General features: G+C 55.7%; 16 protein-coding genes. 4 read left to right on the top strand and 12 right to left on the bottom strand.

Annotated features, from left to right (window positions below):
- Positions 1-6: 6 nt before the first annotated feature.
- The gene (gene yegS / locus DFO57_RS13570) at positions 7-909 is read right to left on the bottom strand and encodes a lipid kinase YegS (RefSeq protein ID WP_014594093.1); all 903 of its coding nucleotides are present in this window, start codon (positions 907-909) and stop codon (positions 7-9) included.
- 60 nt (positions 910-969) lie between these two features.
- Here yegS and DFO57_RS23005 point away from each other — a divergent pair, with 60 nt between their 5' ends.
- A complete protein-coding gene (locus DFO57_RS23005) occupies positions 970-1,101 on the top strand; it encodes a hypothetical protein (protein ID WP_019106532.1) in 132 nt (43 codons plus the stop codon).
- A gap of 38 nt (positions 1,102-1,139) precedes the next feature.
- On the opposite strand, the gene yegQ is transcribed toward DFO57_RS23005, so the two are convergent.
- The 10 genes from yegQ to DFO57_RS13515 form a co-directional block, all read right to left on the bottom strand.
- Positions 1,140-2,516 (bottom strand): tRNA 5-hydroxyuridine modification protein YegQ, encoded by a 1,377-nt coding sequence (yegQ, locus tag DFO57_RS13565; RefSeq protein WP_110015423.1) that lies wholly within the window; start codon positions 2,514-2,516, stop codon positions 1,140-1,142.
- Positions 2,517-2,632: 116 nt separating this feature from the next.
- Positions 2,633-3,340 carry a two-component system response regulator BaeR gene (baeR, locus tag DFO57_RS13560; protein ID WP_013026399.1) on the bottom strand — a complete coding sequence of 236 codons (708 nt, stop codon included), beginning with the start codon at positions 3,338-3,340 and terminating at the stop codon, positions 2,633-2,635.
- A 6-nt stretch (positions 3,341-3,346) separates the two neighbouring features.
- Entirely contained in the window at positions 3,347-4,735 is a 1,389-nt protein-coding gene (gene baeS, locus DFO57_RS13555; RefSeq protein WP_014594091.1) for a two-component system sensor histidine kinase BaeS, read from the bottom strand.
- Positions 4,732-6,132, bottom strand: a complete 1,401-nt coding sequence (locus tag DFO57_RS13550) for an MFS transporter (RefSeq protein ID WP_078828794.1) — start codon at positions 6,130-6,132, stop codon at positions 4,732-4,734. Before DFO57_RS13550 ends, baeS begins: the two co-directional genes overlap by 4 nt.
- Before the next feature lie 12 nt (positions 6,133-6,144).
- Entirely contained in the window at positions 6,145-9,222 is a 3,078-nt protein-coding gene (gene mdtC, locus DFO57_RS13545) for a multidrug efflux RND transporter permease subunit MdtC (protein WP_028715330.1), read from the bottom strand.
- Positions 9,219-12,341: an MdtB/MuxB family multidrug efflux RND transporter permease subunit gene (locus tag DFO57_RS13540; RefSeq protein ID WP_022623403.1), complete on the bottom strand. Its 3,123-nt coding sequence runs from the start codon at positions 12,339-12,341 to the stop codon at positions 9,219-9,221. The genes mdtC and DFO57_RS13540 overlap by 4 nt, the downstream gene beginning before the upstream one ends.
- A complete protein-coding gene (locus tag DFO57_RS13535; protein WP_014605441.1) occupies positions 12,341-13,573 on the bottom strand; it encodes an MdtA/MuxA family multidrug efflux RND transporter periplasmic adaptor subunit in 1,233 nt (410 codons plus the stop codon). Before DFO57_RS13535 ends, DFO57_RS13540 begins: the two co-directional genes overlap by 1 nt.
- 401 nt (positions 13,574-13,974) lie before the next feature.
- On the bottom strand, positions 13,975-15,327 hold the full coding sequence (yegD, locus tag DFO57_RS13525) for a molecular chaperone (protein ID WP_110015422.1): 1,353 nt from the start codon (positions 15,325-15,327) through the stop codon (positions 13,975-13,977).
- A 76-nt stretch (positions 15,328-15,403) separates the two neighbouring features.
- Positions 15,404-18,742: a diguanylate cyclase gene (locus tag DFO57_RS13520; protein WP_110015421.1), complete on the bottom strand. Its 3,339-nt coding sequence runs from the start codon at positions 18,740-18,742 to the stop codon at positions 15,404-15,406.
- A gap of 163 nt (positions 18,743-18,905) precedes the next feature.
- Positions 18,906-19,520 carry a phosphatase PAP2 family protein gene (locus DFO57_RS13515; protein WP_013026390.1) on the bottom strand — a complete coding sequence of 205 codons (615 nt, stop codon included), beginning with the start codon at positions 19,518-19,520 and terminating at the stop codon, positions 18,906-18,908.
- Positions 19,521-19,800: 280 nt separating this feature from the next.
- On the opposite strand from DFO57_RS13515, the gene udk reads away from it, so the two are divergent.
- The 3 genes from udk (at position 19,801) to asmA (ending at position 22,946) form a co-directional block, all read left to right on the top strand.
- Positions 19,801-20,442 carry a uridine kinase gene (gene udk / locus DFO57_RS13510; RefSeq protein ID WP_013026389.1) on the top strand — a complete coding sequence of 214 codons (642 nt, stop codon included), beginning with the start codon at positions 19,801-19,803 and terminating at the stop codon, positions 20,440-20,442.
- Between the two features lie 84 nt (positions 20,443-20,526).
- Positions 20,527-21,108 carry a dCTP deaminase gene (gene dcd, locus DFO57_RS13505; protein WP_013026388.1) on the top strand — a complete coding sequence of 194 codons (582 nt, stop codon included), beginning with the start codon at positions 20,527-20,529 and terminating at the stop codon, positions 21,106-21,108.
- A 14-nt stretch (positions 21,109-21,122) separates the two neighbouring features.
- Positions 21,123-22,946 (top strand): outer membrane assembly protein AsmA, encoded by a 1,824-nt coding sequence (asmA, locus tag DFO57_RS13500; protein ID WP_072138152.1) that lies wholly within the window; start codon positions 21,123-21,125, stop codon positions 22,944-22,946.
- On the opposite strand, the gene DFO57_RS13495 is transcribed toward asmA, so the two are convergent.
- Positions 22,943-24,520 carry a TerC family protein gene (locus DFO57_RS13495; protein WP_110015420.1) on the bottom strand — a complete coding sequence of 526 codons (1,578 nt, stop codon included), beginning with the start codon at positions 24,518-24,520 and terminating at the stop codon, positions 22,943-22,945. The two genes, asmA and DFO57_RS13495, sit on opposite strands and share 4 nt — an antisense overlap.
- Between the last annotated feature and the right edge of the window lie 406 nt (positions 24,521-24,926).

Raw genomic sequence — 24,926 nt, 5'->3', positions numbered from 1 at the left:
GTTAACTTAGCTCAGCAAGGCGCACTGCGGTGGCAGGCGACAGCTTAGCGCACCTGGCATAACATCAATCGTAAACTCCTGTCCGGACAGCGGTTCGCCATCGAGATTAAACGTCATCTCATGCGATGAGCGGATCGTCAGGGACGATAGACGGGTGGAAATAATGCTGGGATTGTCCTCATCGCCGCCGGTCAGTGAGTGCAGCAGGGTAGGCAGTAACTCCTGCGCCGTGACCACGCTGATGTCGAGCAGGCCGTCGTTGATCAACGCAGCGGGACACAAACGCTGACCGCCGCCAGCCTGACGGCCGTTACCAATGCCAATGACCAGCGCATCACCCTGCCAGCTAAAATCAGGTCCGGTGATTTCACAGCTGTCGGGCTTGAGCGTGTCCATGCGCATCAGCCCGTGAATGAAGTAGGAGACGCCACCCAGGGCTGATTTGAGTTTTTCCGGCGTTTCAGTGGTAATACGTGTACCGAAGCCGCCGGTCGCCATGTTGATAAAGTAGTGATGCTGATTCACCCGGGCCAGGTCGATATCGTAGGCTTTGCCCTGAATCGCCAGACGCAGCGCAGGCTCGATTTCTTCAGGAATGCCGACGCTGGTCGCAAAATCGTTGGCCGTCCCCAGGGGAATAATGCCTAAGACAGGACGGTCGGCGACGTTGACGGACGCCAGGGCGGTGGCGATTTCATTGACGGTGCCATCGCCGCCGCCTGCCACCACGGTTTCAGCCTGTAATTCCAGGGCTTCTTCGACGTAGCGCTCGCCGTCGCCTTTTTCATACGTCACGCGCACGGCAATGTTGTAGCCCTCATCGCGCAGCTTAGTGACCGCTTCACGTAGATCATCATTGCCTGCGCCTTTACCGTTCAGGATCAGCAGCGTAAGCGATTGTTTGTCCATTATCTGTTCCTTGGAGATCTAAAGCGTAGTGAGTGGTTATAGCATAGCCGGAGAAGAAAAATGATTGGCGAAAAGGAGAAAAAAGAAAACCCGCACGGGGGAGCCGGGCGGGTGAATGAGGTGGATCCAGTTACAGCTGCTGATAATTGTTACTCATTGGTAGCAGGCAGCACTATAGAACAGCAAAATTAAGCCGTCTGTGATCCTACTCTTGCTTTTGTCAAAATGTGTCAAGCTGGCACGCGCGTGGCGTGCGGATCGCGTGTATCCTGACCCGCAGTAAAGTTGCGCAGCAGCAACGCAAATTGCAGGTCAACATCAGGCGGCACCTTCATCCAGACGCGATGTCCGTCTCCCGGCGCCACCTCCGTCGGCTCGCCCCGGCTGTTTTGCAGGGCATCCAGCGTACAAATCAGGTTGCCGGCGGGCGTCATGATCTCCAGGCTGTCGTGCAGGGCAAATTTATTTTTCACCACCACTTCCGCCCAGCCATCACGCAGCTCGCCGCTGAATTCGCCGACAAACTGCTGACGTTCCGAGATGGAATAGCCGTTCTGGTAATTCTGGTAGCTGTCATGGGTATGACGGCGTAAAAAGCCTTCGGTGTAGCCGCGATGCGCCAGGCCCTCCAGCGTTTCCAGAAGAGCGGGATTAAAGGGTTTGCCCTCGACGGCATCGTCAATGGCTTTGCGATAGACCTGAGCGGTGCGAGCGCAGTAATAGTAGGATTTGGTCCGGCCTTCAATTTTTAATGAGTGAACGCCCATCTGGCTGAGCCGTTCAACATGCGCCACGGCACGCAAGTCTTTCGAATTCATAATGTAGGTGCCGTGCTCATCCTCAAAGGCACTCATCATCTCACCAGGTTTCATCTTCTCTTCCAGCAGAAATACCTTGTCGCTGGGTTGGCCGATGCCCAGGGTTGGCGTTACGTCCTGCACGGTAACCGGCTGATGGATTTCAACAATATTCCCCACCTCATCCTGCTTAGCTTCCTGCAACTGGTATTCCCAGCGGCAGGCATTGGTGCAGGTTCCCTGGTTTGGATCGCGCTTATTCATGTAACCGGAAAGCAGGCAGCGCCCGGAATAGGCCATACACAGCGCACCGTGTACGAACACTTCCAGCTCCATTTCAGGCACCTGCTGGCGAATCTCGGCGATCTCTTCCAGAGACAGTTCACGTGACAAAATCACCCGACTTAGCCCCATTTGCTGCCAGAACTTCACCGTTGCCCAGTTAACGGCATTGGCCTGAACGGATAAGTGAATGGGCATGGACGGAAACGCCTCACGCACCAGCATGATTAATCCGGGATCGGACATAATCAACGCGTCCGGCTGCATCTCAATCACCGGCGTTAAGTCGCGGATAAAGGTTTTCAGCTTGGCGTTATGCGGGGCAATATTCACAACGACGTAAAACTTTTTACCCAGTTCATGGGCTTCATTAATGCCCTTCGCCAGGTTTTCATGGCTGAATTCGTTGTTACGCACGCGCAGGCTGTAGCGCGGCTGGCCGGCGTACACGGCGTCCGCGCCGTAGGCAAAGGCGTAACGCATATTCTTCAGCGTCCCGGCTGGAGAAAGCAATTCTGGTTTCATGATGAACTCACTGATATCAGGTCAGCATGCCGCCTGGGCGGCACGTGCAGGGCTAAACCCTGCAAAAGATGCGGAATTGTAGGCAGTGAGAAAAAGGAAGTAAATTGATCTGAATCAATCTAAATCAAATGACAAATATCGGCTTCCCAGCGATAGCCCATGCCGTACACGGCGCGGATGAAAGGCTGCTCGCTGTCCAGATTTTCCAGCTTCCTGCGCAGGTTCTTGATATGGCTGTCGATGGTGCGGTCGGTGACCACGCGATAATCATCATAAAGATGGTTTAACAGTTGCTCACGGGAAAAGACTTTCCCCGGCTCAAGGGACAGCGTTTTTAACAAACGAAATTCCGCAGGGGTTAAATCGAGCGGCTCATCGCGCCAGCTGGCCTGAAAGCGGCTTTCGTGCACTTTCAGCAGCGATGCGACCGGCGCGTCTTCTGGCGAGCGTTTGACGCGACGCAAAATGGTTTTGACGCGCGCAACCACTTCCCGCGGGCTGAACGGCTTACAGACATAGTCGTCTGCGCCAATTTCAAGGCCGAGCAGGCGATCGATCTCTTCCGTACGCGCGGTCACCATAATAATCGGCAGTTCAGAGTCGCGCCGGATTTCACGGCACAGGGTCAGCCCGTCTTTACCTGGCAGCATCAAATCCAGCAGGATAAGATCGGGCGGCGTCTGGTTAACATAATCCAGTACTTCATTGCCGTGCGCCAGGTGATGAGTCCGGTAGTTAGATGCCTGTAAATAATCAATCATCAGTTGTGCCAGCTTGGGTTCATCTTCAACCACAAGGATCAGCGGATATGCGTTTTCCTGATTCATAGTCTTCTAAACGGGAGGAACATAACGCAATTGTAGCGCGATTTTCAGTCCACCTAAATCAGCGTGCGTCGCGGTTATGGTGCCGCCATGCGCATCAACGATGTTTTTACAGATAGCCAGGCCCAGCCCCGAGCCGCCGCTGGCGCGATTGCGTGAACCTTCGGTACGGAAAAAACGCTCAAAAATTTTGGCCTGCTGCTCGCCATCCACCCCGGGTGCGCTGTCTTCAATGATGACTCGCCAGTCGGGCGCGTCATACCAAAGACGTACCCGGACCTCGCCACCGGCATCGGTGTAACGCAGGCTGTTTTCCAGCAGGTTGATAAACAACTGCATCAGGCGATCGGGATCGCCAAAGAAAGGGGCTTCTTCAGGCATGTCCAGATGCAGCGTTAACTCATGAGCCCGGTAGCGCTCAGTAAAGTTGCCTGCGCTGACCTCAATAAGCTGCACCAGATCCGTCGCCTGCTTGCGGTAGGCCAGCGCGCCGACGTCAGAAAGAGAAAGCTGATGTAAATCGTCAACCAGCTTGGTTAACAGGGCAACCTCACTTTGCAATGAGGTAATGGCGTCGGGCGTCAGCTTACGAACGCCATCCTGCATGGCTTCCAGTTCACCGCGTAAAATAGCCAGCGGCGTGCGTAACTCATGGGAGATATCGGCCATAAATGCCCGGCGCATACTCTCATTTTTTTCCAGCGAACGGGCTAACAGGTTAAAGTCATGGGCCAACTGACCCAGCTCATCCTGACTGCTGACCTCAACACGGGTGGCTAAATTCCCTTCGGCAAGATGATGCGTGCCGTCCACCAGCCTTTTGACCGGCGCCAGTAGGCCCCGCGCCATCAGCCAGGTCACCAGCGCGGCAAGCAGGGTAGAGAGGCCAACGATATACCAACTGGTTCGTCGCTGTTGCTGATCAAAATTAATATCGGTACTGCGCGTCAGGCGTTCAGGCGGGGAGCTGATTATCCAGCCCACGATTTTGCCGTTGCTGGTGGTGATGTTATGACGTATGCCCTCTGGCGGCACCTGTGAACGTGGGCCTACCATCACTTTGTACTGCTGATCGAGCACCCAGAACTGGGTTCGCCAGCCGTGCGGCGGAAGCTGATTACTGCTGTCGGGATTTTGTTCCAGCGATCGCAGCATGGTAAAAATCAGTCGGTCATTATTACGCAGAAAGTCCCAGTTGCCATGCTGCTCGTACTGATCGGCCAGCGCTGCACCCAGCAAATTCAGTCGCTGTTCATTACCACGTTTAATGTAGTCCACGAAGCCATGCTCAAAACTCAGCCTGACGCCCCAGTGCATGGTGATCAGCACCAGCATGCAGGTGGAGAAAATAGCCATAAACAGCTTGGCACCAATGCCAACGCGCAGAAACGATCTCATTCACTTCTCCGGCGCCGCAGATCGACGCTTTTACTCTCTTCTTTCGGAACGCGCCAGAACACCAGCGCAGGCAGAATAATAATCAGGGCCATACAGAGATAAACGTAGATAAAGGCCTGATGGCTTAGCCCGTGGTGCTCCAGCGCCGACTGGCCGAAGGCGCCCAGCAGCAGGCCCGCAACGGTAACGCCGATACTCATGGATAGCTGCATGATCATGGATAACAGACTGTTGCCGCTGGAGGCCAGTTCGTCAGGCAACTCCTTTAGCGTCAGCGTATTCATTGAGGAGAAGCGAATGGCATTCACCATGCCCTGCAGAAACAACACCAGCGGCAACATGGCCGTCCAGCCCAGCATCGCCACCAGCGGAAACAGTAAGACCACCAGCGCCAGGCCCACCGTCGATCCCACCAGCACGTTGCGGTAGCCAAACAGGTTAACGATACGGACCACGATGCGTTTCATGCCCATATTCCCCAGCACCATCGCAATCATCATCAAACCGGCATGAAACGGGCTGAAACCCATGCCGATCTGTAAAAAAAGCGGCGTCATAAACGGCAACATTCCGCTGCCGATGCGGCCCGCCAGGCTACCGAGTAAGCCAATAGAGAACACCCGATTATCAAACAGCTTCAGGCTAAACAGCGCATCGTCGTTATGGCGCGCATGTAACAGGTAAAACAGCAGTGACCCCATTCCTGTCAGAATCATCGCCGCCAGCAACAACGCAGAGCCGCCGCTGCTGCGCTGACCATCAAGGGCCAGCGTCAGGGTTGCCATACCGACTGCCAGCAGGATAAAACCCAGAAAATCGAAGCGTCGTGGCGGCATGGCGTAGTTGGGTAACAGCTTTAAGGTGGCGATGGCGCCGATCACACCAACCGGGATGTTAATCAGGAAAATCCAGTGCCAGCTGGCATATTCCACCAGCACTCCGCCAAGCGCCGGACCCAGTAGCGGACCCACCTGGCCGGGCAGGGTGACGAATGTCATTGCAGACATATATTGATCGCGCGGCACAATGCGCATCACCGTCAGGCGACCCACCGGCACCATCATGGCGCCGCCGATGCCCTGTAGTACCCGCGCGACGAGCAGCTGATCCAGCGTGTTCGATAACCCGCACATCAGCGACCCCAGGCTAAACAGAACGATAGCGCTAAAGAAGATATTTCTGACGCCAAACCGATCGGCCAGCCAGCCGCTCAGCGGCAGCGTCACCGCCACCGTTAACACATACGCGACAATGACCGAATGCATATGCAGCGGGCTCACGCCCAGATCCTGAGCCATTGACGGGATCGCCGTGTTGACGATCGTGGTATCCAGCGCCTGCATAAAGAAGCCAAAGGCGACAATCCATAACTGCCAGCGGACAGTTACGCTCTGCATGATAGTGACCCCTTAATGCTGAGTGGCATTGATCGTCTGGGTGCGCTTTTTACGGCGCAGTTTATCCATCATTAAGTACACCACCGGCGTGGTATACAGGGTGAGCAACTGACTCATGATCAGGCCACCCGCAATGGTAATGCCTAACGGCTGGCGCAGTTCCGCGCCATCTCCGCTGGTCAGCACCAGCGGGAGTGCGCCAAACAACGCTGCCAGGGTGGTCATTAAAATAGGGCGAAAACGCAGCAGGCAGGCCTGAAAAATGGCATCGCGCGGACTCAGGTTACCGTTGCGCTCTGCCTCAAGAGCAAAGTCCACCATCATGATGGCGTTCTTTTTCACGATCCCGATTAATAACAGAATACCGATCAGGGCAATCAGGCTGAACGGCGTATCAAACAGCGCCAGCGCCAGCAGCGCACCGACGCCCGCCGAAGGCAGCGTGGAAAGAATGGTTAACGGGTGCACATAGCTTTCATAAAGAATGCCCAGCACAATGTAGACCGCCGCAATGGCGGCCAGCATCAGCCACAGCTGGCTGCTCTGTGACTGCTGGAAAGCCTGCGCGGTACCGGCGAAGCTGCCACGCACGCTGGAGGGTACGCCCAGCGCGGTCATGGTGCGCTCAATGGCCTCCGACGCCTGCGACAGCGACACGCCTTCTGGCAGGTTAAAGGAAATGGTCGATGCGGCAGACAGCCCCTCGTGGTTGACCGACAAAGGTGCGTTAGCCGGTTGCCATTTGGCGAACCAGGCGAGCGGAATCGGTTTGCCCTCGCTGTTGATCACAAACATCTGATTCAGGGCGCTAATGTCCTGGGTGTAACGGGGATCCACTTCCATGACGACCTTGTACTGGTTCAGCGGCTGATAAATAGTGGAAATCTGCCGCTGCCCAAAGGCATCATTTAACAGGGCGTTGGCTTCTGAAACGTTGATCCCCAGCCGGGCCATGCTGGCGCGGTCATAGGTCAGGGCCATTTCACTGCCCTTATCCTGTTGGTCGGAGTTGACGTCAGCCAGTTCCGGCAGGGCAGTAAAGGCCTGACGGATTTTAGGTTCCCAGGTGCGCAGCGCAGCAAGGTCGTCTGACAGCAGCGAGTACTGATAGCTGGCATTGGCTTCGCGACCGCCCACCCGGATATCCTGCACCGCATTAAGATACAGATTGGCACCGGGTTCGTTCGCCAGTTTGGCACGCAGGCGGGCAATCACCGCCTGCGCCGTGTCTTTCCGTTCAGACAGGGGTTTCAGAGAAATAAACATCAACCCCATGTTGGTGCGCATGCCGCCGGTAAAGCCTACCACGCTGGAAACGTCCGGATCGGCGCCAACAATTTTCATGAAATCTTCCAGCTTGCCGCGCATCGCCTGGAACGAAATACTTTGGTCGGCCGAAATAAAGCCAGACAGGCGGCCGGTGTCCTGCTCGGGCAGGAAGGTTTTGGGAATACTGATAAACAGCCATACCGTCAGAGCCACGGTGCCCAGCAGCAGGAGCAGTACCCAGCGGGCATGATTGAGCACAACGGTCAGCGAGCGGGCATAACCGCGCTGAACCGCCAGCAGCAGCCGTCCAACGCCCCGTCGCTGAGGTTGACTGCGCGGCGCGTGGGGTTTGAGCAGATAAGCACACATCATTGGCGTGAGCGTGACCGAGACAAACAGGGAAATCAGAATGGCGACCGACAGGGTGATTGAGAATTCGGCAAAAAAGCGACCAATCAATCCGCCTGTCATGAGCAGCGGCAGGAAGACCGCGATTAAGGAGAGGCTCATCGACAGCACGGTAAAGCCGACTTCACGCACCCCTTTCAGTGCGGCCGCCATCGGTTTCATCCCGGCTTCCACATGGCGGGCGATGTTTTCCAGCACCACAATCGCATCATCCACCACAAAACCCGTGGCGATCGTCAGGGCCATCAGCGACAGGTTATTCAGGCTAAAGCCGCACAAATACATTGCGGCGAAGGTGCCGATCAGGGATACCGGCACGGCAACGGCGGGGATCAGCGTGGCGCGGCCGGAGCGTAAAAACACGAACACCACCAGAATGACCAACGCAACGGCAATCATCAGCGACTGCTCCACTTCCTCAAGAGAGGCGCGGATGGTAGGGGAGCGGTCCTGAGCCACCTCAAGGTTGATGGCAGCCGGAATGATCTCGTGCAGTTCGGGCAGTTCGGCACGAATGCGATCCACCGTTTCAATCACGTTCGCATCGGCGGTTTTTCGTATCACCAGTAACACTGCCGGTTTACCGCGCGACATCCCGGCGTTGCGCACGTCCTGGACTGAATCCTGCACCGTGGCAACATCCGACAGGCGCACCGCCGCGCCGTTGTTGTAGTGCACCACCAGCGGCTGATATTCACTGGCAGTTTGTAGCGCATCGTTAGTGCGCAGCTGCCAGCGCTGCTGGCCGTCTTCCACCGCGCCCTGTGGGCGGCGCTGGTTGGCGTTGGAAATCGTCTGCCGTACTGCATCCAGCGAAACGCCCTGGTTAAACAGCGCCTGCGGATTCAACGCCACGCGCACCGCGGGCAAAGAGCTGCCGCCCACGGTCACATCGCCCACGCCGTTAATCTGCGACAGCTTCTGCGCCAGCTGTGTGGACGCGTAATCGTAAAGCTGAGCCGGGCTGTACAGATCTGAGGTCAGCGTCATGATCATGATCGGTGCATCAGACGGGTTCGCTTTGCGGTAGGTCGGGCGCGAAGGCATTCCCGTGGGAAGCAGACTCTGCGCGGCATTGATCGCCGCCTGCACATCCCGCGCCGCGCCGTTGATGTCACGATCGAAATCGAAAACCATAATGATGCGGGTCGATCCCAGGGAGCTGGTGGAGGTCATCTCACTCACGCCCGCGATGCGGCCCAGCGAGCGCTCCAGCGGCGTGGCAACCGAGGAGGCCATGGTTTCCGGCGAGGCACCGGGCAGAGAAGCCGACACCATTATGACCGGAAAATCCACCTGCGGCAGCGGCGCGACCGGCAGCAGGCGGAACCCCAGTATCCCCGCCAGCGCAATCGCCAGCGTGAGCAGCGTGGTGGCTACCGGCCGATGGATGAACAGCGCAAAGAACTTCACGACGGTTCCTCCGTGTGACCGATGCGGCGACGCAGATTGTGCGCCAGACGGTCAAACAGCAGATAAATCACCGGTGTGGTAAACAGGGTCAGAACCTGGCTCAGTATCAGGCCGCCGACCATGGCAATCCCCAGTGGTTGCCGTAATTCTGCGCCAACGCCGGTGCTGAGCATCAGCGGTAACGCCCCCAGCAGCGCCGCCAGGGTGGTCATCAGAATGGGGCGGAAGCGCAGCAAACAGGCCTGGTAAATGGCGTCATAGGGCTTCATGCCCTGTTCCCGCTCGGCGGCCAGGGCGAAGTCAATCATCATGATGGCGTTCTTTTTCACGATACCAATCAGCAAAATGATGCCGATGATCGCCACAATATCCAGCTCGTTACCGCTTATCATCAGGGCCAGCAGCGCACCTACGCCCGCAGTAGGTAGCGTTGAAAGAATGGTAATGGGATGGATAAAACTCTCATACAGGACGCCCAGGACGATGTACATCGCCACGACCGCCGCCACAATCAGCCACACCGTGCTGGTCAATGCGGCCTCAAAGGCCAGCGTGCTGCCCTGGAACTGGGTCATCACCTCTGACGGCATGCCAAGCTGTTCCTCGGCCTGGATGATGGCTTTTGTTGCGTCTTCCAGAGAGTAGCCTTTTGCCACATCAAACGAGAAAGTGGCAGACGGAAACTGGCTCAGGTGGTTGATCGTTAAGGGCGCATGGCGCTGCTCAATACTGGCGATAGCATTAAGGGGAACGCTGCCGCCATCGGTACTGGTCAGGCGAATGCCATCCAGACTTGGCAGGCCCTGGATCGCGCTGTTGTCCTGTTCCAGCACCACGCGGTACTGATTTGCCTGGGTATAAATGGTGGAGATCAGCCGCTGACCAAAGGCGTCGTAGAGCGCATTGTCCACATCTGCCATGCTGATGCCCAACCGGCTGGCGCTGTCGCGATCGACCTTGATATAGGCTTCCAGGCCCTGATCCTGCCAGTCGCTGCTGACATCACGCAGCGCGGGCAGTTTCTGCAAGGCACTTACCAGCGCGGGCACCCAGGTGCTGAGTGAGTCCAGCGACCCGGACTGCAGCGTGAACTGATAGGGCGTTCGGCTGGCCTGGGTATCGATTGTCAAATCCTGAACCGCCTGCAGCCATAACGTCACGCCGGGGATCTTGCTGACTTGCTGTTGCAGGCGTTGCTGAATCTCAGGAATACGTTCGCTGCGCGCATCCAGCGGTTTAAGGTTTATCTGCAACCGGGCACTGTTAAGGGATGGATTGGTGCCGTCCACGCCCACAAACGAGGTGAGACTTTGCACCGCCGGATCTTTCATAATCACCGAGGCGACGTCGCGGGTGCGTTCCGCCATACTGGCATAGGACACCGACTGCGGGGCCTGCAGGGTGCCCTGAATAATGCCGTTGTCCTGCTGCGGGAAAAACCCTTTGGGAATGGCGATCCATAACAGCACGGTAAGCAGCAGGGTTCCCAGCGCCACGGACAGCGTCAGCCAGGGATGATTGAGCACCCGGCTCAGCCCCCGGCCGTAAACCGCGATGATACGATCAAACATCGCTTCGCTGGCGCGGGAAAAGCGGTTCTGCCTGCGCAGTGATTCGGCGCTGAGCATGCGTGCACACATCATCGGCGTCAGGGTGAGCGACACCACGGCCGAAATCAGAATCGCCACCGCCAGCGTGACCGCAAACTCCCGGAACAGACGACCAATCACATCGCCCATAAACAGTAACGGGATCAATACCGCAATCAGTGAAAAGGTCAGCGAGATAATGGTAAAGCCGATTTCGCCGGCGCCCTTCAGGGCGGCGGTCATGGGTTTTTCGCCTTTCTCGATATAGCGTGAGATGTTCTCGATCACGACGATGGCATCATCCACCACAAAGCCTGTGGCGATGGTGAGCGCCATCAGCGTCAGGTTGTTGATCGAAAACCCCAGGAAGTACATCGCGGCGAAGGTGCCGATCAGCGACAGCGGCACCGCCACGGCCGGAATAATGGTTGCAGGGACGTTGCGAAGAAACAGGTAGATAATCATCACCACCAGCCCCATCGCCAGCATCAGTTCATGCTGTGTGTCAGTGACCGACGCGCGAATATTGGTGGTGCGGTCTGTCACCAGCTTCACGTCTACGGATTTAGGCAGGCTGGCAATCAGCGACGGCAGCATGGCACGAATGTTATCGGCCGTGGCGATAATGTTGGCACCGGGTTGGCGCTGCACATTCAGCACGATAGCCGGTTCACGATTAGACCAGGCCCCCAGCCAGCTGTTTTCTGCGCCCTGATCGATGGTCGCCACGTCGGCCAGCCGCACCGGGGCGCCATTTTTATAACTGACGATCAGCTGGCGATAATCCTCCACGGATTTCATCTGATCATTGGCGGAAAGGGTGACCGAGCGGGTAGGGCCATCCAGGCTGCCTTTCGCGGAGTTAACGTTAGCATTCGTGATGGCCGTACGTACCGCTTCACTGGTCAGCCCCATAGCGGCCAGTGCCTGGGTGTTCATTTTCACGCGCACGGCGGGACGTTGACCGCCCGTCAGCGTGACCAGACCAACGCCCGTGACCTGTGATATTTTCTGTGCCACGCGCGTTTCCACCATATCCTGCACCTGGGTTAATGGCATGCTGGTGGTGGTAACGGCCAGGGTCATGATCGGCGGATCGGCCGGGTTCACTTTGCTGTAAACCGGCGGGTTAGGCAGATCGTTGGGCAGCAGGTTGCTGGCGGAGTTGATCGCCGCCTGCACTTCCTGCTCTGCCACGTCGAGCGGCAGGGTCAGCTGAAACTGCAGAGTAACGATGGAGGCGCCGCCAGAACTTTGTGATGCCATCTGCTTGAGTCCGGACATCTGGCCGAACTGACGTTCAAGGGGCGCGGTAATCGAAGAGGTCACCACATCCGGGCTGGCCCCGGGATAGAGAGTAACGACCTGAATGGTGGGATAGTCCACTTCCGGCAGGGCGGAGACCGGCAAAAAGCGGTAACCCAAAATCCCAGCCAGAAGAATGGCGATCATCAGTAAGGTCGTTGCGACCGGACGCAGGATAAACTGGCGTGACGGCCCTCCGCTGTGGTCAGGAGGCATAACCTGCATTACTCAGATTCCCCTTTTGACGGCAAGCTGGCACGGGTCTCTTTTGTGGCGCGACTCTGCGCGGCAACCACTTCGACTTTTGCCCCTTCCGTCAGGCGGTCCAGCCCGTCGGTAACGACGCGGTCGCCTGCGTTGAGTCCGGCGCTGATCACTACTTTTTGGCTGTCCTGCAGTCCGGCGGTTACGCTTTTCTTACTGACCTTGTCTTCATTGTTGATCACCCAGACAAAGTGGCCTTCATTGCCCATTTGCAGCGCGGCGGCAGGAATAACCACTGCATCCTGCAAGGTATTCACCTTCAGCCGGGCGTTGACGAACTGGTTCGGGAAGAGCAGGTCATCCTGATTATCAAAGCGCGCTTTGATTTTGATCGTACCGGTCGTGGCGTCGATCTGGTTATCCAGACTGAGCAGCTTACCGCGGGTGATTAAATGTTGATTGCTGCGATCCCAGGCTTCTACCAGCAAGGGTTCACCACTTTTCTGCGCCTGCATGATCTGACTAATATTATTCTCAGCGACGCTGAACACCACGTCCACCGGATGCGTTTGCGTAATCACCACTAAGCCATTGGTATCGCCGCTGGTAATGTAGTTGCCAATATCAACCTGCTTCAGGCCTACACGGCCATCAATCGGCGAGGTGATGCGGCTGTAAGTCAGATTCAGTTGGGCGCTGGCAACACTGCCTTCGTCGGCTTTAATGGTGCCCAGGGTTTCACTGACCAGGGCGTTCTGTGTGTCCAGATCCTGCTGAGACACCAGCGACGTTTTCGCCAGTTTTTGATAACGGGCTAAATCGCGGCGAGCGTTAGCCAGAGTTGCCTGATCGCGTGCCAACTGGCCCTGTGCCTGCATGAGCGCAACCTGATAGGGGCGCGGGTCAATCTCCGCTAACAACTGCCCGGCTTTGACCTGCTGACCTTCCGTGAAGTGGATAGACATCAGGTTTCCATCAACCCTGCTGCGGACCGTCACGGTATTGGCGGCCGTCACGGTGCCTAACCCGTTAAGGTATTGCGGCACACTTTCTGTCACCGCGCTGGCCGCCTGAACGGGAGCCAGCGGTTTGTGCGCGCCATTGCCTCTTTTGCCATGTGCTGACTGACCAGACAGGTCACCGTCGCTGCTGGGCTGTGCCGGATGTTTCCACCAGTAAAAGCCGCCTGCGGCTACGGCAATGACCACCAGCACAATCAGACCTTTTTTCATAACAGGGTATCGGTTGTTCATTGTTGTTGTTGCTCTCCAGCTATGTCTTTCCAGGGCGCGGGCTTAAACGGTAGCCTGCAAACCACGAATTGTAGTCGTCCCTGACGGTAAAAATTTGAAGGAATTAAGGATATCTGTCAGCACAGCGTAATTATGTTCTTTTTCTGAACAGACGTGGCCGTTTAATTGCCGCCCGTCAACAGAATGCGTTTCATAAAGTTTGCCACAGGATAACGGGTGATGAGCCGCTGTTGTCAGGAAATAACACGTTGAAATTTGATGAAGGGCAACACGGGTAAACGTCAGAGAGGCAATGTTCGCCAGGCGATAGTGATGCGCGGGGGCATCCGCCTGCCTTTTGCCCGCAGGGAGGCGGGCAAAAGGCATGGCTGGCACAGGACGGTTCCGCCTGTGCCGGTAGGTCAGGCAAACATAACCTCTGCCCAGCGCGCCAGGCCGGCGGTCACTGAGGCAAAGTCGTCTCCTCCCGCTATCGGTGTGTCTGGCAGGGCCTGCTGGAGCGCCGTGCGCAAAAGTGGGGAACGTGCACTGCCGCCGGTGAGATAAATCACCTCGGGTTTGATATGGCTGGTCGCCAGCGCCAGATGAACCTGCTCCAGAATCTTCTCCAGCGGCTGGCCGATCGCCTCCTGAAGGGTCGCGACGCTGATTTCGGCCTGTAAGCCGGAGGTAACAAAATCCAGTGACGCCGCAAACGCAGGGCGCTCAGACAGCGCGATCTTGCTTTCTTCCGCCGTACGGACCAAGCGATAACTCAGCTTCTGTTGCCAGACTTTAAGCAGGTGAGCCACGGCGGCAGGATTTTCTGCATCGCGCACTAAATCACGCAGCAGCTTGCCGCAGGCGGCGCTGTAGAAATCGCTTTGTGCCGGCACGTCGTTCACCGCCACCGCATTCCACCAGGGCAGGGCAGGCAGGGCGGTGCCTTTTTGGGTGTTGCCGCCCGCGCCGAGCAGGGGCATCAGGGCTTTAAACGCCAGCATAATATCTAAATCGTTACCGCCAACGCGGCAGCCGCTGTGACCCAGCAGGCTTTCACGCCGGTCTGACATGTTGCGCCATTGCGGGCCCATCAGCAGCATTGAGCAGTCGGTGGTGCCCCCGCCAATATCGACAACCAGTACGCGGGTCTCTTTTTCCAGTGTCGCTTCAAAATCCAGGCCCGCCGCGACCGGCTCGAACTGAAATTCAACATCCCGAAAGCCGGCGCGTTTGGCCGCACGAAGCAGAATGCCCTGTGCCTGTTGATTCGCGTCTTCGCTGCCTAATCCCTGAAAGTTGACCGGGCGGCCGATGACCGCCTGGTCGATAGGCTGCTGGGTCTGCGCTTCACCCTGCTGGCGAATGTGCAGCATCATGGCGCACACCAGATCCTCAAAAAAGGCAATCTGCTGCGGTTTCAGGCCGGTTGCGCCCAGAAAGGATTTGGGGGATTTAACAAACCAGACATCTTCTGGATCGACCATGTAATGCTGAAGTGCGGTCAGGCCGAACTGCACGCTGTCAGGTAAGACATCAATATCTTCTTCACGATTGTAGCGCAGGGCCCGCTGCAGCAGCGCGGTGCTTTCCTGTTCCGGTGTTGCAACCTGATGATGGCGGTGAAGCCATTCCGTCACCGCTTCACGCGTTGGGGAGCAAATCATGGACGGCAGCAGGCGTTGGCCATTCTCCAGCGCTAACAAACGCGGCGCGCCTTTTTCACTGACTGCAATTGAGCAGTTAGCCGTACCGTAATCAAATCCAATGAACATTTTTCGCCCCCAGGCCGGAAAAAAGGGGGCGACTTTAGCGCAGCTGATCGGTCGTGGCAAGCGGTGAGCGGCAGAATTAGCGAATAGCGAAAAGGGGGGCTTCCGCAAGTCTGCTCATTGGCTGGCGTTCCGCAACGGCACTGCCCCAAACGCCGTCCACTTCAAGGCTGATCAGCGTGGTGAGCACCGCGGGAACGGACACCGGGCCGGCAAGCAGGGTGATATCACGCTGGCTGGTCTGGCTCTGAATAATGGAGATTAGCATCTCATCCATCAAATTGTTGTGCAGGTTAGCCACCAGTTCCGGGGACAGGATCAGGCAGTCCACCACTTTACCGGTCAACTGGTTAAAGGCATCCAGATTGCGGCCGAAATGCTGCAACACGATGCGGCAGCCCGCCCGGCGCAGTTTCATCAATGCACCGATCAGGCCATCGCCGCTGGAAAGCACGCTGGAGGCGTTAAGCGCGATCCCGCTGTGGCTGCGGGCAAGACCGGATTCGGCGAAGCGCAGGCAGAGATTGTCAACGAAAGCCGGATCGTACAGTGCGTGCACGTCGAGAGGCAAAATCAGTGCGATACCTTTTTGGCTCATCGTTGCAATCTGCTGGCGGAAGAAGGCATTAACAATATTGTCTTCAAGCCGGCGTTTCAGCATATCGTCAGTCAGGTTATTACGTAGCAGATGCTCATCAATGAGTAACCCTTCTGGCGAAAATAGCTGAACCTCAACCAGCCAGACGCTAGCGGAATGCGGCTTGCCAGGCGGCGCAACGGCCCATACCTGCATGTCCACTTGTAAGGCATCCAGGGTCGCGAGATCCACGGAGTGATGGCTTCCCATGAGCGCCAGCGCATGCTGCTCATACACCTTATACCGACCCCGCCCACTCCGCTTGGCGTTGTAACAGGCAATATCTGCCTGAGACAGCACATCGCTACTCTGACAGTTCTGCGCGTTGATTTGGGTTATGCCTGCGCTGGCACCGACCTGATAGGCGCGCCCCAGCCATTCAAAACAGTAGTCACCGACCGCGCGAACGATGTCCTGCACCACGTCGCGAGCCTGATCCAACGAACATTCGGGCATCAACACGGCAAATTCATCCCCGCCCAGGCGGGCCAGGAAATCGCTCCCGCGCAGGCGATGGCGCATTAAATCCGACAGTTCGCTCAACAGGGCGTCCCCGGCTGCGTGGCCTGCGCTGTCGTTCACCGCCTTAAATTTATCCAGATCGATAAAGACCAGAACGTGCTGATTCTGATGCTCGACGGCGTCGGACAGTAACCGCTTAAGCTGCAGTTCAAAGCTGGCACGATTAGGTAACCGGGTCAGCGTATCGTGCAGTGCGCTGTAGCTCAGACGCTTCATCACTTTACGTGACTCACTGACGTCCTGTATCACCATCACCGCTCCACGCTCGGTACCTGATTCAGATTTCAGCGGCGTTATACTGTAATGAATATCAATATGCTCGCCATTGAGCGTGTGCAGCACCCACTCCTCAGAGAGATAGGGCGCGGTTTTTTCAGACGGCACATGGCACAGCAGCAGATTATCGACTTCAGGGCCATGACGACCGTGCGTGATATGCAGCAGTTCGTTTACCGGTTTGCCCGCCGCCGCCTCTTGTGACCAGCCTGTCATTTTTTCCGCGACCGGGTTCATAAAGGTCACGCACATGTCCTGATCGGTACTGATAACGGCCTCTCCGATCGAGTCGAGCGTGATCATCATGCGCTCTTTTTCCTGAAACAGCGCCTCATTCAGGTTCCGTAATGAGGTGATGTCCTGAGAGATACCCAAAATGCGTTCGATACGGCCTTCTTTACTGAGCAGGCGGTTTGCCTGAGAACGGATCCAGTGCTGACCGTCCTCCCGTACCACCCGGTACTCCATCTGGAAGGAACTGCTTTTCTCAATGGCACCCTGAATGGTGAGCACACAACGTTCGCGATCGTCGGGATGAACCAGCGTGACCCACAGATCGTAGCTGGGCAGTTCATGGGGCTTCATGCCAAACAGCGCATACATGCGTTTATCCCACAGAACTTCGCCGCTGGTCAGATTCCATTCCCATACGCCGATGCCGCCCGCCTCATTCGCAAGGGTAATGCGTTCCATCAGGCGTTTGTTCACCTGCTCACTCTGTTTCAGCTCAGAAATATCAATAATCTGCGCGATAAAATAGAGTGGTTGCTGCGCCTGATCGCGCACCAGGGAAAGCGTTAGCCGTACCCAGACGATTTCGCCGTCTTTGCGGAAATAACGTTTTTCCAGCGTATAAGAGTAAATCTCGCCCTGCAGCAGCTTTTCCAGTCGGCCCTGGACGTCGTAAAGATCATCCGGATGAGTGATTTGCTGGAACGTCAGTTGAGTCAGTTCATGTTCCGGATAGCCCAGCGTGTCACACAGGGATTTATTAACCTGAAGCCATCGGCCTTCAGCAGAAACCAGCGCCATGCCAATCGCGGAATACTCCATGGCATGACGGAAACGGGTTTCGCTCTCACTGATATGGCGCTTCTCATGCCGAAAGGCATCCATCACTAATGCCATGATATGACAGGGAATTAAGACCATCAAAAACGGAAGCCAGCTGCTTATCACCGCATAGGTGCTGGCGGCCGTTGGCGTGACGTTAATCCAGCCCAGTGACAGCAGCAGTGCCATAAAGCTGGCGTTAACAAAAAACAGCACAAAGGCTTCCACCTTCGGCAACCGCACGGCACACCAGAACAGCACTACTAAAATAAAAGTAAAAGGCCAGGGTAAAAACCGCAGTGACAGGTAGCTGGCGGTAAGCGTCAGGGCCAGCGTGATGAGCGTCTCCACCAGAGACGCGCGTTTCAGGCCATTCTGCGACAGCGGCCAGGTCAGCAACAGTAAAACCGGCCCGAGCGCTAACATGCCGATAATTTCCGAAATGACCCAGGTGTAAAAGAAGGCAAATGAGGCCTGCTCTCCAACCTGCAGTATCCACAGCGCGAGTAAGCCGCCAATCAGGGGCGAAATCAGGCCGGTAGCGATAACAAAGCGGATCCAGTCATTGAGCGAAACCAGCGGCGCCTCACGGTCAAGCAACGCGCGCAATAACAGCCCGCCCAGTATGGCCTGCAGCAGATTAAGTAGGGCAAATTTTAAATTAGAGAGGGCGGGACCGATAATGAAGGCATTCGCCAGTGCCGTACCGATAAGGCAGGCGATGAGTAACAGGGGGAGCTGGCGAGACGTGCTGCGAAACACCACGATGGTCATCAGTGCCGTCGAGAACCAGAGCGGTGAAATTTTACCGCTAACCACAATCAGCTCAAGGCAAAATAGCGTCAGGACGAAGGAAGCCAGGCCAAGCCAGCAGGCGTTTAGCCACTTTTTAGGTGATTTATCTGACGAGGCCAGTGTCTCAACGATCATTAATCGATCCAGCAGAGGGCAAAATAGTGCAATGGCATGCGCTGCATCGCCATTGTCATTCGAAGAATGCTAGCACATTTGATAGAAAAAACAGGGGGGAAATCATTAAATTGCGTTATTCGTTGGATTGAATGGCTCGCGGAAGCACGAGCCACCATGTGCATTATTCCCGGAAAAGATCGGCCCGGGTGTAAGGTTTTTCCATGCCAGCCAGACGGGCAGAAAACTGCGCCAGGAACTGTTGTGTGGTGGCAATCCGACCGTGACCCAGCAGCAGAACCGGCACCAGCAGCGCAGCGGCGATTTGCGGCAAGCTGAACCCTTTAAGTGCCGTCTCGCGCTGGGAAAGTAAAAACGCGGTACTCAGCGTAAAGCCCAGCAGCAGACCGGTAATGACCTCGCTGACGGAATGCGCATGGATAACCAGGCGCGAAACGCCAACCATTAAGGGAATCACATAGCCCACGCCAATCGCCAGGCCGCGCCACAGGCTTGAGCAGCGCCCTGAAATTAACCAAAGCATAACCGGCCACAGGGTTGCTGACATCGCGCTGTGGCCGCTAAATCCCGTGAAGTTAAAGCGTGCGCTGCCAATACCAAAGCCAAGAAACAGTATTTTTGACACGCTGACCACCAGCCCGGCCAGGCCAAAGGCCAGAAGCCAGTACCACAGGGCGCGACGGTTATCGCTTTTCCACGGTAAAATCAGGGCAATAATCACCGCCGTGGGAATCAATAACATGCTGTCACCAAAATAGGTGAGGGTCTTCCAGAGCATAATCTTCCTTTCTTCTTCTTGAGCAAAATGCCCTTATTCATCGGCTATACCGAGCCCGACAGGTGCTGTGCGGCGTTGTTCTGTGTGAAGCGGCTAGTTTATCGGTGAAACCTTTCAGGTTAAAAGGGGAAAGTCTGAAAAGGGGCGCGGTGCCATTTCTCTGGCATCAAAAGGCCGAAATCCCTATACTGAGCGCCAACTCACCCTCTCCGTTCAGCCCCATTAACTGGGTGCGCAGTTTGCGTACAGTTTCTGGCTCCAGTATCAGGTTTTTAAAAGTATGACTGACAAGTCCCATCAGTGCGTGATCGTTGGCATTGCAGGTGCATCTGCATCCGGTAAAAGTTTAATCGCCAGTACGCTCTATCGTGAAATTCGCGACCAGGTCGGCGATGAGCACATCGGCGTTATCCCTGAAGATGCCTATTACAAAGATCAAAGTCACCTCACCATGGAAGAGAGGGTTAAAACCAATTATGACCATCCCAGCGCGATGGATCATGATTTGTTATTGCAGCACTTACGTGCGGTAAAGGCAGGGCAGGACATTGAGTTGCCCGTTTACAGCTATGTTGAGCACACGCGTACTCAGGAAACGCTGCAAATTAAGCCTAAAAAAGTCATTATTCTTGAAGGCATTCTCCTGTTAACCGATGCGCGTCTGCGCCAGGAACTGAACTTCTCCATCTTCGTGGACACGCCGCTCGACATTTGCCTGATGCGACGTATGAAACGTGATGTCAATGAACGGGGGCGTTCAATGGATTCCGTCATGAGTCAGTATCAGAAAACGGTCCGCCCCATGTTTTTGCAGTTCATTGAACCCTCTAAACAGTACGCAGATATCATTGTGCCGCGCGGTGGTAAAAACCGTATTGCTATTGATATTCTTAAAGCCAAAATTAACCAGTTCTTCGAGTAGTTTACGTCTCAAAGGACGTGACGCGAGCAGGTTAAAAGCACAGATGCCGCCTGTTCGCTACACTTACTTCATGGAGTTACCGTAATGAGATTATGCGACCGCGATATTGAAGCCTGGCTGGATAGCGGGAAACTGGCGATCACGCCACGGCCACCGGTGGAACGGATCAACGGTGCAACGGTCGACGTACGTTTAGGCAATCAGTTCCGGACATTCAGCGGACATACCGCCGCGTTTATTGATCTGAGCGGGCCGAAGCACGAAGTGAGCGCGGCCCTGGATCGCGTGATGAGTGATGAGATCGTTCTCCCCGAGGGCGAGGCATTCTTTCTGCATCCCGGCGAGCTGGCCCTGGCGGTAACGCTGGAATCTGTGACCATTCCCGACGATCTGGTTGGCTGGCTGGACGGGCGCTCCTCGCTTGCCCGCCTGGGCCTGATGGTCCACGTGACCGCGCATCGTATCGATCCGGGCTGGCAGGGCCGTATCGTGCTGGAGTTCTATAATTCTGGCAAACTGCCTCTGGCACTGCGCCCGGGAATGCTGATTGGTGCGCTCAGCTTTGAACCGCTTTCGGGACCTGCCGCGCGTCCTTATAATCGCCGTGAAAATGCTAAATATCGTGGCCAGCAGGGTGCTGATGCCAGTCGTATCGACAAAGATTAATTCATGAGGATGTGATGAGAAGAGTGATAACCACGCTGGCCATCTTACTGGTGGTGGTCGTAGCGGGATTAACAGCCTTGGTTATGCTGGTCAACCCCAACGACTTTCGCAGCTATATGGTGCAACAGGTCGAACAGCGCAGCGGTTATCAACTCACTATCAATGGCGATTTGCGTTGGCACGTCTGGCCTAAACTCAGCATTCTGGCCGGGCGCATGAGCCTGACCGCGCCCGGTGCAGCCCAGCCCGTGGTCTCTGCAGACAATATGCGGCTGGATGTGAATCTTCTGCCCCTACTATCACATCAGCTGAGCGTGAGCCAGGTGATGCTGAAAAACGCGGTGGTGCGGGTCACGCCAGACAGCACGGCGCAGGTACCGCAAAATGCCCCGCGCGGTCCGCACAACAGCGAGCCTGCATCTTCAGACCGATGGTCTTTCGATATCGGCAAACTCCAGCTGATGGACAGCCTGTTTATCTGGCAACAGCCTGGCGGCGATGCGTTCACCTTCCGTAATCTCAACCTGAATATGGAGCAGGATCAGTCGAGCCTGGCAACAATCAATCTCAGCACCAGCCTGACACGCAACCAGCGCACGGCGATGATCAATCTGAAGGGGCAATTTGATAAATCGCAGTATCCCCATCAGCTCAGTGGTCAGCTCGAACAACTGGATTACGCGTTGTCCGGGGCCAGCCTGCCACCGCAGGGCATTAAAGGTACGCTGAGCTTCCAGGGAAACTGGAATGGCGACAGAAATACCGTTGCCCTGTCCGATCTTAAGCTTAACGCCAACGACAGTGTTCTCAGCGGCAGCGCGCAGGGCGATCTTACGGCTCCGCAAAAGCTGTCTCTGGATCTTCATGCGACCTCACTGGATATGGATAACCTGCTTTTTATCTCTTCGTTAACTCAGCAGGTGAGTGGACAAAGCAGCCAGATTGCCCCTGCGCCGGTGATTGCAGACCAGCGCGAACCCACCAATGCGGACTCGCCGCTCAACGATATCGATCTGGACATAAAACTGCAGGCGGACAGCGCGGTCTGGCGAGGTCTTACGCTCTCAAAACTGGCTGTGGATGCGGTTAACCAACAGGGACTGATGACATTTAATACCTTGTCAGGAACGGTGGGGCAGGGGCGTTTCTCCGTTCCCGGCAGCATTGATATTCGTCAGCCCGTTACGCACGTCAGTTTCAAACCCGTGTTGAGTCAGGTTGATCTTCAGCCATTGCTGAAGGCGTTGGCTCTGCCTCAGTCGCTGCAGGGAACCCTTGATCTTAACGGCGAGTTGGCCGGTGATAACCTCACCCTTGAGGACGCGAAACAGAGCTGGCAGGGCAAGGCGGATGTCCGTGTGAGCCATCTGAAACTGGCGCAAATTGACTTACAGCAGATGGTCCGTCGCGCGGTGGCGCGCGTGAGCGATCGCGTCAGCAGCGACGATCAGGTATTGGGACAGGGAATCGATCACATCAGCGGTCAGCTTGCGCTGAAGAACGGCCTCCTGTCCTTTAACCATCTCAGCGGCGAAAGCAAGCAGCTGACGTTACGTGGCGATGGGAGCGTCAACATGGTGCAGCAGCAGTTAGACGTTACATTGGGCCTGACGCTGAGCGGCTGGCACGGGGATGAAAAACTGGTTGCGGCCTTATCCGATCAGGTGATCCCGTTTCGCCTTTACGGCAGTTGGGAGAATCCGCAATATACGCTCCCGGTTGACGATATGCTGCGCGAGAAGCTGCAGAATGAGGCGAAATCGCGCCTGAATCAGTGGCTTGATCGTCAGCAATTAAAAGGAAATAACGCCACGCAGCCAGACTCGGCACGCCCTTAAGGCGCGGCATGCTGTTGCATGTCAGGCTGCGGCAGAATTTCAACCTTCTGAACCCGGTGCTGTTCAACCTGCAGAGTACGTAAGCGGTAATCCCCCAGGAGGATCTCTTCACCTTCCTGGGGAATATTCTGCAGGCGATCCATCACTAATCCGGCCAGCGTATGATAATTACGCTTCTCATCCAGCGGTAACGTCACGTACATCGCCAGATCCTCCAGCGGCATTTGGCCATTGGCAATCCAGCCACCCGACCCATTAGGCTGGATATCATAGCGGGCATCGGTTTCGCCTGCTTCATTTGGCAGATTTCCCGCAATGGTTTCCATTAAGTCGCTCAACGTGACCACGCCCTCTACCGAACCAAACTCATCGACCACAAATGCAAAATGTGTGTGACCCTGACGAAACAGCTCCAGCGCTTGTAACAAGGTGATGTGCTCGTGGAACACCAGGGGCTGACGAATCAGGCTGCGTAAATCAAGCGAGTGGTGATGCAGTGACTGATGGAGCAGATCGTTAACATGCACAATGCCGAGCGGCTCTTTGCTGTTGTCCGTAATAACGATGCGCGTATGCTGGTTACGATCAAGGTTAGCCATGATCTCCGCCGGATCGTCGCTTAAATCAATGTGCTGAACATCGTGACGCGTCGTCATGATGGTGTCGACATGACGCTGCCCAAGCCCCATCACTCTGGCGATCATCACGCGCTCCTGGCGATTAAACAGCGCGACATCCTCTCCATCGGCAATCATTGACGAGGTTTTTGCATCCAGTTCCGCCTGTTCGGCTTCGCCGCGTAACAGACGTAATATCGCTTCGGCGGTGCGCTGGCGTAACGGACGACCCGCCGACAGCACCTTGCGCCGGTTAAACTGTGCCAGCTGGTTCAGGGCTTCGATTAGCACGGAGAAACCGATCGCCGCATAGAGATAGCCTTTAGGAATAACAAAGCCAAAGCCTTCAGCCACCAGACTAAAGCCAATCATCAGTAAAAAGCTCAGGCACAGAATAACGATGGTCGGGTGACTGTTGACGAAACGGGTAAGGGGTTTACTGGCGAGCAGCATCAATAAAATCGCCACGGTAACCGCCACCATCATGACCGGCAGGTCGTTTACCATACCGACGGCAGTAATCACCGCATCCAGCGAAAAAATCGCGTCCAGCACCACGATTTGCGCCACGACAGGCCAGAATTTAGCGCCGCCTTTTTGTTGAGCGTTCTCCTCGTCCTGCCCTTCGAGCCGTTCGTTCAATTCGGTTGTCGCTTTGAACAGCAAAAACAGTCCGCCAAACAGCAGCAGTAGGTCGCGCGCGCTGAAGGCGTGATTAGCCAGCGTAATCAATGGCTGCGTCAGCGTGACCAGCCAGGACAGAGAGGCTAACAGCAGCAGTCGGCACACCAGCGCCATCAGCAGGCCAATCACCCGCGCGCGGTCGCGTGCGGCTGCCGGCAGCTTCTCGACCAGAATAGCGATAAAGACCAGGTTATCGATACCCAGTACCAGTTCAAGAACGATTAGCGTTACTAATCCTGCCCATAGCGAGGGATCGGCCAATACCTCCAGCATGCTTTATTCACCTGAATGTCTAAAAATAAGCTTTGTCTGATGATAGTGGAGAGATGGCCTTGGGACAAATAGCGAGCTTACAGGGTCTTTACGATTTAATTGAATAGCCCATACATTAATTACAGGATAATTCTTCAGCAGATTGATTAATGCGGCGGTGAAGGTAGCGCATAAAGGTTGCAGATTAATGTCACCGTATTTCTCATTCAGAGGAATTTCTTATGCGATTATTCCTGGTGCGAACATGGAATAAATCTGATTTTTTCCTACCTGAAAGCTGAAAATGAGCGGCTTCAATACTTATTACTGGTAGTCTTTTTCCTAAAATAGTCCGGGGATGGCGGGGTCTACTTGTAAACATGCCAGTAATAACTAGTATAGCAACGAGTTAGACAACGCCTGCGCC

The sequence above is a fragment of the Pantoea sp. AG702 genome (assembly GCF_003182295.1).
Lineage (GTDB): Bacteria > Pseudomonadota > Gammaproteobacteria > Enterobacterales > Enterobacteriaceae > Pantoea > Pantoea ananatis.
This window is presented reverse-complemented; position numbering and strand designations above follow the sequence as displayed.

Excerpts from the sequence above, each read along its gene's own strand:
- dcd (WP_013026388.1), top strand. The coding sequence starts at position 20,527 with ATGAGATTATGCGACCGCGATATTGAAGCCTGGCTGGATAGCGGGAAA.
- DFO57_RS13515 (WP_013026390.1), bottom strand. The coding sequence starts at position 19,520 with ATGCTCTGGAAGACCCTCACCTATTTTGGTGACAGCATGTTATTGATT.
- DFO57_RS13550 (WP_078828794.1), bottom strand. The coding sequence starts at position 6,132 with ATGCAGAGCGTAACTGTCCGCTGGCAGTTATGGATTGTCGCCTTTGGC.
- DFO57_RS13495 (WP_110015420.1), bottom strand. The coding sequence starts at position 24,520 with ATGCTGGAGGTATTGGCCGATCCCTCGCTATGGGCAGGATTAGTAACG.
- asmA (WP_072138152.1), top strand. The coding sequence starts at position 21,123 with ATGAGAAGAGTGATAACCACGCTGGCCATCTTACTGGTGGTGGTCGTA.
- yegD (WP_110015422.1), bottom strand. The coding sequence starts at position 15,327 with ATGTTCATTGGATTTGATTACGGTACGGCTAACTGCTCAATTGCAGTC.
- DFO57_RS13535 (WP_014605441.1), bottom strand. The coding sequence starts at position 13,573 with ATGAACAACCGATACCCTGTTATGAAAAAAGGTCTGATTGTGCTGGTG.
- baeR (WP_013026399.1), bottom strand. The coding sequence starts at position 3,340 with ATGAATCAGGAAAACGCATATCCGCTGATCCTTGTGGTTGAAGATGAA.
- yegS (WP_014594093.1), bottom strand. The coding sequence starts at position 909 with ATGGACAAACAATCGCTTACGCTGCTGATCCTGAACGGTAAAGGCGCA.
- udk (WP_013026389.1), top strand. The coding sequence starts at position 19,801 with ATGACTGACAAGTCCCATCAGTGCGTGATCGTTGGCATTGCAGGTGCA.
- DFO57_RS23005 (WP_019106532.1), top strand. The coding sequence starts at position 970 with ATGATTGGCGAAAAGGAGAAAAAAGAAAACCCGCACGGGGGAGCCGGG.
- baeS (WP_014594091.1), bottom strand. The coding sequence starts at position 4,735 with ATGAGATCGTTTCTGCGCGTTGGCATTGGTGCCAAGCTGTTTATGGCT.
- DFO57_RS13540 (WP_022623403.1), bottom strand. The coding sequence starts at position 12,341 with ATGCAGGTTATGCCTCCTGACCACAGCGGAGGGCCGTCACGCCAGTTT.
- DFO57_RS13520 (WP_110015421.1), bottom strand. The coding sequence starts at position 18,742 with ATGATCGTTGAGACACTGGCCTCGTCAGATAAATCACCTAAAAAGTGG.